General features: G+C 58.2%; 15 protein-coding genes. 9 read left to right on the forward strand and 6 right to left on the reverse strand.

The genetic code is table 11. The features are described 5' to 3' along the window. The first annotated feature begins 104 nt into the window (after positions 1-104). Together OOF89_RS07245 and OOF89_RS07250 are read left to right on the forward strand one after the other, a co-directional pair. Complete coding sequence (locus OOF89_RS07245; protein ID WP_266079688.1) at positions 105-1,577, forward strand: aldehyde dehydrogenase family protein; 1,473 nt, start codon at positions 105-107, stop codon at positions 1,575-1,577. A 222-nt stretch (positions 1,578-1,799) separates the two neighbouring features. Next, on the forward strand, positions 1,800-2,210 hold the full coding sequence (locus tag OOF89_RS07250) for an RDD family protein (protein WP_266079690.1): 411 nt from the start codon (positions 1,800-1,802) through the stop codon (positions 2,208-2,210). A gap of 27 nt (positions 2,211-2,237) precedes the next feature. On the opposite strand, the gene OOF89_RS07255 is transcribed toward OOF89_RS07250, so the two are convergent. Continuing rightward, entirely contained in the window at positions 2,238-3,563 is a 1,326-nt protein-coding gene (locus tag OOF89_RS07255) for a metallophosphoesterase (protein WP_266079692.1), read from the reverse strand. Between the two features lie 210 nt (positions 3,564-3,773). Here OOF89_RS07255 and OOF89_RS07260 point away from each other — a divergent pair, with 210 nt between their 5' ends. From OOF89_RS07260 to OOF89_RS07285, 6 genes are all read left to right on the forward strand, one after another. Then, the gene (locus OOF89_RS07260) at positions 3,774-4,181 is read left to right on the forward strand and encodes a 30S ribosomal protein S6e (protein WP_266079694.1); all 408 of its coding nucleotides are present in this window, start codon (positions 3,774-3,776) and stop codon (positions 4,179-4,181) included. A gap of 42 nt (positions 4,182-4,223) precedes the next feature. After that, positions 4,224-4,661 (forward strand): DUF7112 family protein, encoded by a 438-nt coding sequence (locus OOF89_RS07265; RefSeq protein WP_266079696.1) that lies wholly within the window; start codon positions 4,224-4,226, stop codon positions 4,659-4,661. Beyond that, complete coding sequence (locus OOF89_RS07270) at positions 4,658-5,077, forward strand: DUF5807 family protein (RefSeq protein WP_266079698.1); 420 nt, start codon at positions 4,658-4,660, stop codon at positions 5,075-5,077. Before OOF89_RS07265 ends, OOF89_RS07270 begins: the two co-directional genes overlap by 4 nt. Positions 5,078-5,183: 106 nt before the next feature. Beyond that, positions 5,184-6,617 (forward strand): ATP-binding response regulator, encoded by a 1,434-nt coding sequence (locus tag OOF89_RS07275; protein WP_266079700.1) that lies wholly within the window; start codon positions 5,184-5,186, stop codon positions 6,615-6,617. 59 nt (positions 6,618-6,676) lie between these two features. Next, positions 6,677-6,940 carry a hypothetical protein gene (locus OOF89_RS07280; RefSeq protein ID WP_266079701.1) on the forward strand — a complete coding sequence of 88 codons (264 nt, stop codon included), beginning with the start codon at positions 6,677-6,679 and terminating at the stop codon, positions 6,938-6,940. A 445-nt stretch (positions 6,941-7,385) separates the two neighbouring features. Next, the gene (locus OOF89_RS07285) at positions 7,386-8,840 is read left to right on the forward strand and encodes a hypothetical protein (RefSeq protein WP_266079703.1); all 1,455 of its coding nucleotides are present in this window, start codon (positions 7,386-7,388) and stop codon (positions 8,838-8,840) included. Positions 8,841-9,073: 233 nt separating this feature from the next. On the opposite strand, the gene OOF89_RS07290 is transcribed toward OOF89_RS07285, so the two are convergent. Together OOF89_RS07290 and radA are read right to left on the reverse strand one after the other, a co-directional pair. Next, positions 9,074-9,820, reverse strand: coding sequence for a S1 family peptidase (locus OOF89_RS07290; RefSeq protein WP_266079705.1), 747 nt, complete (start codon positions 9,818-9,820; stop codon positions 9,074-9,076). Positions 9,821-9,968: 148 nt separating this feature from the next. Beyond that, positions 9,969-10,982 carry a DNA repair and recombination protein RadA gene (gene radA / locus OOF89_RS07295; RefSeq protein ID WP_266074710.1) on the reverse strand — a complete coding sequence of 338 codons (1,014 nt, stop codon included), beginning with the start codon at positions 10,980-10,982 and terminating at the stop codon, positions 9,969-9,971. Between the two features lie 141 nt (positions 10,983-11,123). Between radA and OOF89_RS07300 the strand changes: the two genes are divergently transcribed. Continuing rightward, a complete protein-coding gene (locus tag OOF89_RS07300; protein ID WP_266074712.1) occupies positions 11,124-11,270 on the forward strand; it encodes a YHS domain-containing protein in 147 nt (48 codons plus the stop codon). A gap of 61 nt (positions 11,271-11,331) precedes the next feature. Here OOF89_RS07300 and OOF89_RS07305 read toward each other — a convergent pair whose 3' ends face one another. From OOF89_RS07305 to OOF89_RS07315, 3 genes are all read right to left on the reverse strand, one after another. Further along, positions 11,332-12,141 (reverse strand): BtpA/SgcQ family protein, encoded by an 810-nt coding sequence (locus tag OOF89_RS07305; RefSeq protein ID WP_266074714.1) that lies wholly within the window; start codon positions 12,139-12,141, stop codon positions 11,332-11,334. 81 nt (positions 12,142-12,222) lie between these two features. After that, positions 12,223-13,329: a DHH family phosphoesterase gene (locus OOF89_RS07310; RefSeq protein ID WP_266074717.1), complete on the reverse strand. Its 1,107-nt coding sequence runs from the start codon at positions 13,327-13,329 to the stop codon at positions 12,223-12,225. A 63-nt stretch (positions 13,330-13,392) separates the two neighbouring features. Then, complete coding sequence (locus tag OOF89_RS07315) at positions 13,393-14,133, reverse strand: M99 family carboxypeptidase catalytic domain-containing protein (protein WP_266074719.1); 741 nt, start codon at positions 14,131-14,133, stop codon at positions 13,393-13,395. Positions 14,134-14,273: the final 140 nt, after the last annotated feature.

A 14,273-nucleotide genomic window follows, 5' to 3' on the forward strand; every position in this document is an offset into this window, starting at 1 on the left:
ACCGACGTGGTTTTTCTTCGTCGGTTCGAGATGCACCCAAGAAAACACCACACGACCGCCGATTCCCCACTCTTTATCGGCGTCAAGACCGGACTCGAAAACGAATGTCGGACAGAGACTTCACCGCGGACGGAGACTGGAACGCGCTCTACATCGACGGCGAATGGGTCGAGGGTGGTGACCGCGACGAAATCGACGTAGCGAACCCGGCGACGCGTGAGCGAATCACGTCGGTTCCCGCGGGAACCGAAGAGGACGTAAACCGTGCCTACGAGGCTGCGGCGGCGGCACAATCCGACTGGGCAGACCAACCGCCACAGAAACGGATCGGCGTTATCGAATCGGCACTCGACCTGTTGGACGAGCACCGAAACGATATCCTCCAGGCGCTGGCTGTCGAGTCAGGAAGCGCGAACATGAAGGCGTTCGCCGAATGGCAGACCGCCCGCGGGATCACTCAGCAGGCGGCTGAGTTCCCTTTCCGTGTCGGTGGCAACCTGAAGGATTCGATGATTCCTGGCAAGGAAAATCAGGTCAAACGTATCCCGATGGGCGTCGTCGGCGTAATCTCGCCGTGGAACTTCCCGTTCAACCTCTCGATTCGCGCCGTCGCCCCTGCACTCGCGCTCGGCAACGCGGTGGTGCTGAAGCCCGCATCCCCGACTCCCGTCACGGGTGGCCTGCTCATCGCCAAACTGTTCGAGAAAGCGGGACTGCCGGAGGGTGTCCTGAACGTCGTCACGGGAAAAGGCTCGGACATCGGCGACCGAATGGCCTCCCATCCTGAACTCGACGTGATGGCGTTCACCGGTTCGACCGACGTCGGAAAACGGGTTGCCAGTCTCGCGGCGGAGAACCTCGCACTACCGGCGATGGAGCTCGGCGGGAACAACCCCCACGTCGTCACCGAGGACGCCGACATCGATGCCGCGATTGACAGCGCAGTCTTCGGTTCGTTCCTCCACCAGGGTCAGGTCTGTATTTCCATCAATCGCCACCTCGTCCACGAGAACGTATACGACGAGTACGTCGAGAAACTGACCGAGCGCGCCGAGGAGCTGCCGATCGGCGACCCGACCGACCGCGACAACGTCATCGGTCCGATCATCGACGAGGGTCAGCGCGACCAGATCCTCGACTACATCGAATCGACGGTCGAAGAGGGTGCAACCCTCGAAACCGGCGGTCACCACGAGGGGCTGTTCGTCAAGCCGACCGTGCTCTCGGGCGCGACGAACGACATGGCCGCGGCGTGCAACGAAACCTTCGGACCGACCGCGCCGGTCATCCCGTTCTCCTCCGACGAGGAGGCGGTCGAACTCGCCAACGACACCGAATACGGCCTCGCCGCTTCGGTTCACGCTGGCGACCTCGGGAGGGCGCAGGACCTCGCGGACGCCATCGACGCCGGAATGGTTCACATCAACGACCAACCCATCAACGAGGAGCCCCACGTTCCGTTCGGCGGCGTGAAAGGCTCCGGTATCGGTCGCTACGACGGCGACGCCATCGTGCAGGAACTCACGCAGGAAAAATGGATCTCGGTGCAGCGTAACCAGCGACAGTATCCGTTCTAAGGCGGCTCTTTTTCCGATTTTCACGGCTCTCGCTCGTCGATTGTGTAACGACCGTGTAGAAAGCCCTCGCATTCTCGACTCCCGCGACGCGTGCTGCGCGCTTCGAGCGCTCCCTCCGGTCGCTTTCTACCCAGTAACCCCTGCCGATCTCGGTTTTCTCCAATATCGATTTCAGTAGGAAGGACAGAAAACTTATCCCGACCAACTCCAGTGGTCAGGATAATGCCAGAACCAGTCATGGGAACACAAGAAGACGTAATTCTGAGTCGTGTCCTCGCATTCATCATCGATCACGTCCTTTCGATCGTTGCGGCAGTCGTCCTCGGCATCGGACTCGCAGCCGTTCTCGGCAGGGCGGGAGTATGGCTCGGCATCATTCTCGGATTTACCGGCTACTTCATCGTTCTCGAAGGGTTGTTCGGACAGACGCTCGGGAAGCGACTCCTCGGTATCGTCGTCGTCAAACGAAGCGGGGAACCGATTTCGATGGGTTCGTCGCTCGCTCGCAACCTGCTTCGGGTCATCGACGGGATTCTGAGCTACGCGGTCGGTCTCGTGGTCATGCTCGTTTCCGACGACCGTCAGCGAATCGGTGACCACGTCGCCGACACCGTGGTCGTCCGGGCGCGGTAACCCTTTCCGGACGAAGTCACGGTCTATTTACTCCTTCGACGCCGATTCGACGACTTCCCGTTTTGACCCCCCGATGACCGTTCGTTCCGGAATCTTTGGATCCGATTTCGGCTTGCGCGAAAGCAGTCGTTGCAGCAGCGTGAGCTCCTTCGGCGCCTCCTTTTGGATGGTGTGGTACTCGACGAGCACGTCGCCGTCTTCCTCACAGATCCGGAAGTAATTCAGCCGGAACGAGGGGTAGTAGACCGGTGGAAGCAACCCTATCCATGTCGGGGTTCGGTGCAGTCGCTTGAGCCACGTTCCTGTGTTGATGATGACGCGCTCGCCGACGTTCGTGAGCGAGACGCGATGGGTGTGACCGTAAATGTACGCCGCAACGTCGGGACGTTCTCGGAACACGCGCTTGGCGGCTTCGACGTATGTCTTGTCGGGCGATTCGGTCGGCTTCTCCGACCTGACGAGGTCGAACCGTTCGAGCGTTTTCCGCACGTCGCGCGCGAAGAAGTACAGCGGAATCGAGATGACGAACAGGAGGCTGACGACGACGAGGTTGACCAAGAAGACGAACTCGATAAGGCTGCCGACGAATCCCAAGTCCCGGAGTATCTCGCCGGTCGCTTTCGTCGCCGCGTTCGCGCCGAACAGACCGCTATCCCCGACGATGAGGACGACCAGATAGAGCAGGCTCACGTTGAACAACAACAAAAACGGCAATGCGGCATACCGGAGGAAGGGACTCATCTCGCGGTAGAAGTAGTTCGACGCGATCCAGTCCGGAATCTCTTCGAGCGGCGTCAACGATTGGATATCCTTCAGCCAGTTGTATCTCCCTCGACCCGAAAGCTGTCCGGCCTTGCTCGTGATGTGGCGATTCACGAAGTAACCGAGCGGGTTCGCCCGCGGGTTGCCGAACTCCGGCATTCGGTTGTGCGAATCCTGTTGCATCCCATGCTCTATCCAAATCGTCCGGTCGGCGACGGTTCGTTCCAGCGAGAGCGTTGGATCGAGTTCGACGTTGAACTCCCGCAGTCGCTTGATGTATTCGGAGTATCCCGCGAGTTCGGCGTCGTGATTGCCGGGAATAAGCGTGATGGTGACGTTCTCGCCGGTTTTACGGAACTGCTCGAACAGCTTCGGGTGGTGGTCAACCAGTTCGTCGAACTTTTGTATCCCGTCCGTTTCAGTGAACTCCCACAGTCCGAACGCATCTCCGAGAATTATCAGTTCGGCGTCCTCGTCCGTCGATTCGAGCGTTTGCAGAAATCCGATGAACTCGGCTTCGAACTCGCACTCCTGTAACTGTTCGTCGCCCCCTACGTGCAGATCGCTGACGAAATAGTAAGCCTCGGCCATGCTCCCCCATCACTGGCACGACGCCCCGCTGGAAAGTGGTTTCGGCGATTCATTACCACTCGACCGAATCGATGCCCGTCGGTTCACCATCGTCAGTTTTCACGTGGCCTGGGGTTACGGTGCGAAGATGATCCGATCGGAGTCGGCAATCGCTGGGGGTGCGGAGCCAAAATCGTATTCCTTTTACGGAACGGCCGATATCGTTTCCGTATGGCAAACTTTCAGGTCGTCGTTGCGGACCCCGACTCCGGAGCGGCCTATCAACGCGAAATCGACGGACAGGACGCAAACCGATTCCTCAACAAATCCATCGGCGAGGACGTAGACGGCGGTGCCGTCGGTCTTGACGGCTACACGGTGGAAATCACGGGCGGTTCGGACAACGCCGGCCGACCGATGCGCGGCGACGTCAACGGACCGAACCTCAAGGACGTGCTCCTCGAAGGCGGAACCGGTTACAACCCGGAGCGAGACGGTGAGCGACGCCGTATCTCGGTTCGCGGCAAACAGATCAGCGAGGCGGTCGCTCAACTGAACGTCAAAATCGCCGAGCGCGGCGACCAGTCCGTCGAGGAACTGTACGGCGAGGGCGGCGACGAAGAAGAAGCCGACGAATAATCCGTCGAAGTACTCAAACACCTACACTGTCTTTTCATCACCATGACCCAGCGGGTTTCGAGCGAAACGACCGATACTGTTCGGGCGACGATGGCACAAGCAGGCGCGACGAATCGTCCACGAATCGAAATTTCGGCGGACGAAGCGGACGCGTTTCCGGAGGACGAAATCGTTCGATTCGTCATGGACGATTCCGAGTATCGGGCCCGAATCGAGCGTCCACTGACCGGTGACGGTCGCTTGATCCGCGGCCTCTACGACACGCCCCGGATCGCCAGAAACCCGGGTGACGGTGAGAACCGACTCACCGAGTGGTTCGCCGAGAGTAATCGTCAGTTCGGCGGGTCCGTCCTCGTCGATATTGTCGAGGAGGGGTTCAAATATGGGATTCGCCATCCGGGCGAACGTGCCGTATATGAGGCAACGGAAGCACCGAACGAGAGCCTCGCGGACATCGCAAAGCAGGTGGAAGACGAATGAGCGATGGAGCACGAGCCGAATTTTTAGCAGGTGAGCGCCCCGATGACGTGGCGCTCTTTCTCGCCGATTCGTTCGTCTCGGAGGATTCGGTCGCCGATTACGGCGAGTCGGTTCCCGATGGGACGCTCCTCATCGTTTCGGGCGAAACTGGCCGAAGCGTCTTTCAGAAAGCGACGGGAATGGAGGCGATGAACTTCGCCAAACAGGCGATGGGAACCGAGGGAGAGATCGCCGACGATCTCTCTGCCGGTGAGTGTCCGGACGGTAGCCACGATGTGAAGTTCGTCTTCGCGTTCGCCGAGGAACAGAACGAGGATGTCGGAGGACTCTACGCCGAGGGTGACGTCATTCACGCATACGCCTACTGCGAGTGTGGAACTGCGTTCTCCGATAAGTGGGTCGCCGGTGAGCGATAGGACCGTCTCAATATCTTCTCGACCGGTTCGGAATGGCCGTGAACTGTTGACTCGAAATCAATAAGATAAATATAAGTCTTCTGGCCGGTAACGAACAGAGAACCGCATGCCGGATGTAGAACGGATTTCGACGGATAGGAACCTCCCCTCCGGCATTCGAGTTCTTCACGTCGATAGGGATGAGTTGGTGCTACGAGCATCCAAACTCTTCCTCGAACGCGAAGACGACATCGAGGACGTGATTCCCGTCACCACCAACGAGACGGCAATCGAGTACCTCTTCGAGTCTGACACGGATATCGACTGCGTGGTTAGTGACTACGACCCCGAACGGAACTCCGGTTTGGAACTCCTCGATGTCGTTCGGGAGTACTATCCCAACCTGCCGTTTATCCTCTTTACCGACAACGGGAGCGAGGATGTCGCCAGCCAGGCCATCTCCGCGGGTGCGACGAACTATCTCCGAAAAGGGAGGGACGACGTCGGGTTGCTCTCGCTTCGTTCCCAAATTCAGCACGCAGTCTCGCATCGTCGGACCGAAAAGGAGGTTCACCGTGGGTTCCGCGCGATAGAGATGACACACGAAGGAATCGCCCTTCTGACAAATGCGCTCGATTTTAACTACGTCAACGAGGCGTATGCGGACTTGTTCGGATACGACCAAGAAACCCTCATCGGTCGCGATTGGACGGTAACGATGACAGCAGAATCGAGCGAGCGTCTCCAGTCCGATATCGTCCCAACCGTCGATTCGAAGGGCAAGTGGGCCGGTGAACTGACTGGCCGACACCACGACGGTGGATCGCTCACGTTGATTATTTCGGTTTCAGTCGTCGCGGAAGACGAGTACGTCTGTGCTGTCCGAGACGTAACCGAACGAAAGAAGCGAGAAAAAGAACTCCTCCAGGAGAACGAACGACTGGACGAGTTCGCAAGCAAGGTTTCACACGACCTTCGCGGTCCACTGAGTATCATCTACGGCTATCTCGACGTTGCTCGAAAAACGGGTGACGAAAAGCACTTCGACAAGATCGAAGACGCTGCCGACCGCATCGAAGCTATCATCACCGATCTGTTGGAAGTCGCTCGCGAGGGTCAGAAGGAACTCGACCTCGAATCCGTTTCGCTCCCTGAGTTCACCGAACGTGTCTGGGACGGCATCGAGAGTGACGAGGCGACACTTCGTCTCGAACTTCCCGAGATTCGAATCGTCGCCGACGGTGACCGACTGACCGAACTGTTCGCCAATCTCTTTCGAAACGCGGTCGAGCACGGTGGCGACGGTGTTATCATCTCGGTCGGAATCACCGAGGACGGGTTTTACATCGAGGACGATGGCCCTGGTATTCCGGAGGCGGAGCGCAAAAAAGTGCTCGAATCGGGCTATTCGACCGCCAACAGCACCGGACTGGGTCTGAGCATCGTCAGGGAAATCGCCGATTCGCACGACTGGACGATGCACATCGGAGAAAGCAACGATGGTGGTGTTCGTTTTCACTTTTCGGACGTCGAGTGTGTTCACGATACGTCGGACGAATAAACGACGCATTTTCCCTCCCCCGTCGATACCGATTTGACGTCTGCGAATGTCTATTCTCCATGGCAACGCGCGTACCCGTTTCCGACTGGGACGCAATCGCGGACAACCTCCACCGATTCGCCTCGAACGTCGATACGAACGATACGAGACTCATCGCTCGAATGGGGGTTGCTCGATTTACCATTACCCGTGATGGCCACGTCACTGCGGGAATGCCACTGCACGATTTTGATGGGCGAGCGGACTCGCTCGTGTTTGACCATCGCGCCGGTACGATTCGAATCGAACGCGCAGGGATTACCTACGTGTTTCGCAGACCGTAGAACTATCTCTACTTCGACGAAAAGCCCTCCGCTTGCCTGCGGTTTTACTTCGCTTTCACGATCCATGACGATGTCATTGGTATTCTATAACACGGTCATGGCGGCAACGACGCGCAATCGATTCTATCACTGGTTTCTTGGCTGACCATTGTCGCTATATGCTCCTCGATACGGCCCGGATTTTCCACGATGTCCTCTTTCCGCCGACTGAAATATGCTCGTTACTATCCCCTGTTTTGTTCTTTCCGCTCCGAACTCGTACTATTGTCTGCCCTTTCCTAATTTATGTTATGGTGAATTAACAAGTCCTCCGGTAAACATGTATTTTTCGTCATTCGAATAATAATTATTCGGTCTAAGACCGTTGTAGGTAGTGATTACTGTATTATTATTCCGTCAGGGGACTCATAACGAAGTAGGAATCCGTGTTCCACCATTTCGTAGCATGTCAAAAAACAACGGCAGTGAGAGCAAGCTCAAACGCAGAGGCTATTTGAAAGGGATGGTAGCGGCCGGAATCGGTCTCGGTACGGCATTTTCGGCGTCGTCGAGCGCTGAGTCGTACACGGACGCAGACGGCGACAGTGTCTACCTCGTCTTCGGTGCTGACACGTCGGAAAGCGACCTCGAATCGTGGTTGCAAGACCGAATGGGCGATATTCAATCGAGTTCGCAAGAGTCCTCCTCGGAGGTCGTCCAGTATCAGGACGTCGATCAACTGAACGTCAATCAGCAGGAGAACGCCGTCGCAATCGCCATCAACGGTGGCGAGGCGGACGCGATTCAGCGTACCTACCAGTACAACACCAACACGCAGGAAGGGAACGCACAGTCGATAAACATCCAGAAGGAGGACAAGAAACACTCCTTCAAGAACATGGAGCACGTGTACATCGTCTTCGCGGACGAGGGCGGATCGCGTGAATTCTCCGGATGGGTCGTCGCTGACGATACGTACGAGAGCGAGCAGACCGCCGAAGCGGAAATCGACCAGGAACAAGAGGTCGAACAGCTCAACTACAACAGTCAGAGCACCGCCGTCGCAATCGCGGAGGGTGGCAGTTACTCCAGGTCGTTCCAGCGGAGCTACCAGAAGAACGCAAACGTTCAGCATGCCGAGGCCGTGGCAGCGAACATCGGCGACGGTGACGACCAAAGTGCCGACTCGTCGGTCGAACAGTCACAGGAAGTCGATCAGGTGAACGTCAACGAGCAGGGTATCGCAGTGGCGATCGCGGTCGGCGACGGCAGTGTCGCCAAGGCGTGGCAGGTCAGCTGTCAGTACAACGTGAACCGACAGATCGCGGACGCGACGGCGATCAACTTCGAACCGAACTCCATCGCCGAAGTCTCTGCAAACGCCAGCATGCAGGGCGACTTCTCGAAATCGGACGTTAAGCGAGCGGACAACGGCGAGGGTCAGTCGAACACGCAGGGTGCCTCGGCGTCGATCGACCAGTTCCAGGACGTCAGCCAGCAGAACATCAACCTGCAGAACGCCGCCGTCTCCGTCGCCCTCGACTACAGCGATGCGACGGCCACGCAGGCCAGCTACCAGGCGAACTTCAACGCACAGATCGCCGAGGCAGTTGCGGTGAACATCAACGAAGGTGCCGAGAAGGCAACTGCAGTGCTGAACGGCATGGACGCCAACGGCGACGGTTCGTGGGCGGTTAGCTACGACAAGGGTGGCAAGCAGGTCAGCGAACAGACGGCCATCGCCAACATCGTCCAGGAACAGTACGTCGAGCAGTTGAACGTCAACGAGCAGTACAGCGCAATCGCGTACGCCGAGGACGACGGTAGTGCGACGGCGGAACAGCTCAACTACCAGGTCAACCAGAACGCGCAGGTCGCGGAGTCGGAAGCGAGCAACGAAAACGAACAGTGCGCAGCATAACTGCGACAAATCGTTTCGAGACCTCGGAAATCGATTTCCCGTTGGTCTCGTGAATCCCGTCTCTGTCGCGAAACCTCGAACTCGCCAACGGTGCAGAATCTCCGCCGATGAATGGGTGGCATTCGGGGGATAACGGGGGTATTATTTTTGCCATCACCGAATCTGTGAGCGGTGTCTGAACGCTATCTACTCGTTGCACACCGTACCGAATGATGTCGATACGACCGGTGTGCTCATCGCCACTCCGACAGCCACTTGCTGATCGTCTTCGCGGGTGTCGCGGTAGCCATCGTAACCCGCTTTGGGTACGCGGTATAGACCGCTTCCGAACGGTTCGACCGCTCCGGACCGACTGCGTTCGGCGTCGTCCCGTTGATACATCCGACCACGTAACCGTCCATCGTCAGTAATGGTGAGCCGCTATCTCCATCTCCGGTCGGAATTGTAGCCAGTATCCAATCGGCGCGAGGGTTGTACGAATCGTACCTCCCTAAGCTGATCACCCAGTCGCCGACGGTTTTCGGATGTCCCACTGCGAGCACTTCGTCACCGTTCGAGGGTAGTGCGTTCGTCATCATCGGAAGTGGCGGTGGCGTTTCGAAGTCGGCTTCGAGGAGTGCGATATCGGGAAAGAAATCCTCGTGGAACCCTACGCGGGTAGCAGACGCCGTTCGCCCGCCGAACGTTTCGATATCGACGACCTCCGATCCTCGAACGACGTGCGAATTGGTGAGCACGTATCCGTCTTCGACGATCCATCCCGTGCCCCCCGTGTCACCGTCCACTATCCGTACGACGGACCTTCGGACCGTGCGTCCGAGGTTTTTCGCCCGGTTTCTGGTTTTCGCGGTAAAGTCGGTGGCCGTCTCCCCGGACTCAGCGCCGGTCGAATCGGCGATTTGGGAGCATCCGACGAGAAGTGAAGCGGTGGCGAGACCGGCGGAGCGAAGGAATTTCCGTCGAGCTTGAACGGGAGTCATTCGATCGATAAGTCCTGTCCCGTCCCGTGTAACCGGATTCGTTCGGGACGAACGTTCTCCCGTGTCTGTTCCGTTTTTCTCACCCACTATGTCTAGTGGTGGTCTGCCGAAACGATTGTGGCCACCACACTCCGTCGCTCGTGTTATGCTACTCCGGTTTCACCCCGTCACCTGTGATTCGAAACACGGCTTCACCGTCCGGGAGATTCGGTGCATCGACCAGTTTGATGATTCGCTTGTCTTTTTTCGAACGTCGCAGATATAACCTAAACGTGGATGCGTGTCCGAGCACGTTGCCGCCGATCGGTCTCGTTGGGTCGCCGAAGAACGCGTCAGGGTTCGACTGGACTTGATTCGTGACGACGACGACGGCGTTGTGGAGGGTCGCGACCCGTACGAGGTCGTGGAGATGCTTGTTGAGCTTCTGTTGGCGCTCCGCGAGATTTCCCCGGCCGGGATATTCGGCACGAAAGAGACCGGTGAGTGAATCGACGCAGACGAGGCGGATTGGCCACCTCGTTTCGGCACTGCGGGTCGCCAAGTCAGTGATCTTCTCGGCGAGAAGCATCTGATGGTTCGCGTTGAATGCCTCGGCCACGTAGATGGTGTCGAGGACCGCCTCGACCAAGTCGGTTTCCGTTTCAACACCGTGTCTGTCCATCATGGCGGTCTTCGCGGAACCGTCGAGTCCCCGAACCATATCATCGATTCGACCCGGACGGAACGTGTTCTCGCTGTCGATGAAGACCGCGCTCCCTCCCAATCCTCCGTGTTCGCGCGGAAGCTGAGCGTTTACCACGAGTTGGTGGGTGATCTGTGATTTTCCCGTTCCGTACGCGCCATAGACCTCGGTGATCGATTGCGATTCGACGCCACCACCGAGAAGGACGTCCACTGCCGGGACGAGCCATTGGAGCTTCTCGATTTTCGACCGTCGTTCGAGGAGATCGACACCGGTTTCGAACCCACCGAGTTCCGCTCGTTCGCGTGCTTCGTCGATGATGTCTCCAGCGACCAACTCGCCGAGTTCGGCGGCAGTGGCGATTTCGGTCGGACTCGCGATTGCGAGTTGCCGATACGAGCCGAAGCCGGCCGCACGCAGTTTCTCGGCAGTCGTCGGGCCGACACCAGTGAGTGTTTCGAGTTCGTCTGTTGCGGCCATCGAGGGCTATACGGGTTGCATCGTGTTAAACAGGCGCAAACAGGGGAGTGAAAGTGAACAGTGTCACATCCGCATCGAAGCACCTCTTCCCCGTCCACAACGATCATCGGCAAGCGACTCGTGCTCCGAAAGTGATCGACAATGATGGCTGACTGCCCCGTCTGGGGTATGGAAGTCGATGCGGACGACCCACCGGAGCAAGTCGAGTACGAAGGCACAATGGACGTTTTCTGCGAGGGAAGGGGGTGCACAGAAACGTTCGAAGCAAATCCCGAGCGATACGCCTGAGGTGAGGCGACGTTCCATGTGTACCGCCCTTCGTCGCTCGAGATAGTACACGGATAAGGTGTTACGATTCGTTCCGGTCGTGAACTCGCGAAACGAGTTTTGCAACCCGTGACTCGTCCACCTCGTTCGTCGTTTTTCCGCCCGATTTCAGCGCCGTTCCGACGATTGCGCCGTCAGCAACGTCTAACAAGTCCGCCACGTTTTCCGTCGTCGTTCCACTGCCGACCAGCACGGGTGCACTCGAACCGGTTTTATCTCGAACCGCGACGACCGATTCGAGGAGGTCGGTATCCACTTCATGACCCGTTCCGACGCCGCTTACGACTACCCCGTCGGCCCGCCCACGTCCAAGGGTTTCGGCCACCAGTTCGTCCAGTGGTCGCTCCGCCAGTGGTGCGGAGTGTTTTACGTCGATATCGGCGAGGATTGTAACGCCCGAACCGATTTCCTCGCGGAGGCGAAGCGTCTCGTGTGCGTTCCCCTCGACGACGCCTTGATCGGTCAGCCGTGCGCCCGTATGGACGTTCACGCGGATGAAATCCGCACCGCTAGCAGTTGCAATCGACAGCGCGGATTCGGCATCGTTTCGCAGGACATTGACGCCGAGCGGGCAGCTAACGGCCTGCCGGAGTTCGGTCACGATTCGGGTCATCGATGCGACGACGTGTTTCGGCACGTCGTCGCGATAGAACGGCGAATCGCCGAAGTTTTCCACCATGATGGCATCCACGCCGCCGGATTCGAGCGCGTGAGCGTCAGTGAGCGCGCGCGTTCGAATGGCATCGAAATTGCCGTCGTATCCGGGGGAACCTGGAAGAGCCGAGAGGTGAACCATGCCGATGATGGCGGTGTTAGTGCCGAAGATGGTCATAGCGGACAGTCGTTGCGCCCCGAATTAAACGGCACGAGTCGGTTCCGTTGCTGTCGGCGATTCGTTACCCCGTCCTTCGTTCTATTCGTTCGATTCGCCTTTTTCCGCTTCCTGCTCGTCGTCTTCGTGTTTTAGGGTCCAAAACGCCTCGAGAATCACCTGCTTTGCCACCGCACCCTGAGTCGTCCAGTGGTGGGCATAATCGAGCATATCGTCGTAGATGCTCGGCTTGCACCCTGCGGCCTTCGGGTGGCCCCCGCCGTTGACTTGCCGGGCGACTTCGTGGCACCGTTGGAACTCGTCGGTGCCGCGGATGCTCGCGCTTCCGGCGGGTTTGACGACTACGGAGGCGTCCGCGCCCTGTTCACGCATCGCTTCTGCGACTTCGTTTTGTGAACAGCGACCGTACGTGACGCCGACGGTCCAGTTGCCGATCTCTTTCATATCGGCTCGTTCGACTGCCCGCTGGACGAGTGCGTCCTTCTCCACGCGCTGCTCGGCGAGGAACTCCTCTACTTCTTTGGGGAGGTCCGCACCGTGTTCTTGGATGACTTCCATGTACTCCTCGGGTTCCGACCAGTAGGAGTAGTCCGCGAGATCGTCGCTTCGTGGATCTTCACGGAGCCACAGGTCGTGGTCCCGCGTAACGATCGCGAGTTCGACCAAGTACTCCGGGAACTCGTAGTCGAGGGAGCGGGCGACGACGTCGGCGGTACACTCCTCCTCGGACTCGCCGACGACGAGTTCGACGCCTGCGGCGCGAACCGCGTCGGCGACGGCGTCGTCCCACTGGTGGTGGTCGTACCAGAACACTTCATCGGCCTCGTCCACGAGAACCTCTAACTCCGCCGCGATATCTTCGTACGCGTCGGGACAGAGGTCACAGACGAAGATGGTCGCACCCGGTTCGCTGTAGGCGACCACGCGTTCGAGTGCGTCGTCGAGGTCGTGCGGCCCCGCGTCGATGAGCGCGCCTTCACCATACGCCTCGCGGACGAGCGCCGTGGCGGCCAGTCCATCGGCGTCCGGGTCTGCGACGACTGCTACGTCGGCACCGGACAGCGTTTCCTCTGCTTCCTGTTCTTCGCGGTGTTCTTCGACCGAATCGGGAATAAAAAAGCCCTCGCCCGGCAACATCGATTTCCGTTCGAGAGAGAGATTTTCGTCGTCGATAACCCAATCTTTCATACCATCTCTCAGACGCGCGGCGCAAAGAGTTGCCGGTTCTGCGGACGAGCCGAAACGATTCGGCTATTCGTAGGTGCGGTCGATTCCGTTCCGACGGAGAAGGTGGCGAACGATGTTCAACGTCCAGTTGACTCGCGTATCGAGTGACGTCCCGTATCGCGTCGTCTCCACGATATAACCGGGGATGTACAAGTCCGCACCGACTTTATGAATCAGTAGCGGGCTGTCGCCGTCGAGGGAATTGCCCTGTTTGAATTCGTAGTATTCAGGGAACGAATTGTCCAGATGGTACCGATTCATATACTCCGCAGCCATCGTCGCGTCCACGTCCGCTCCCGAAGAGAGCGTCGGATAGATGGCTTGCCCGTCGCCGTCCGGTCCTTCGGCTTCGCGGTAGATACCGTTCGAACTGTGGAGGCTGAGCACCGTCTTCGGGTTGTATCTCTCGATAGCGCTCCAAATCGACCTTGCGAGTGCGGTTCTCGGCTCTTTTCCGGGCGTGAACTTCCGGTTCAGGTTTCCATTATCGTTCGAGTACGTTCCACGTTCGATGGCGACCGGATTCGCGCGCGGAATTACCACGAGTTTCCCCTTGTCGATAGACCACGTCGCTACGTCGTCGGCCGCGAGGTATCCACTCGGTTCGTTACCGTGAAGCCCACCGACGACAACCGCCGTCGGCCCCGGCTTGCCGGTGTCAGTAACGTACACTTCGGTTTCCTCTTCAGTTCCGCTTCGGATCGTGTGTGATGGCTGCGTTTCGCTCGCCGCACTGGTTCCCACGAATCCTGCCGTCGCCGCCATGAGTGCCCCTCCAGATTTCAGTAGAAAACTCCGACGCGAACTCGTCGCTTCGATTTTCGAACCGTTCGATTTTTTGGTTTGATTGTCTCTCACCATCTATGAATTGTATAGTAACTAATCGTCTATTATTACTTTCTCAA

The organism is Haladaptatus caseinilyticus, assembly GCF_026248685.1.
In the GTDB taxonomy this organism is placed as follows: Archaea; Halobacteriota; Halobacteria; order Halobacteriales; family Haladaptataceae; genus Haladaptatus; species Haladaptatus caseinilyticus.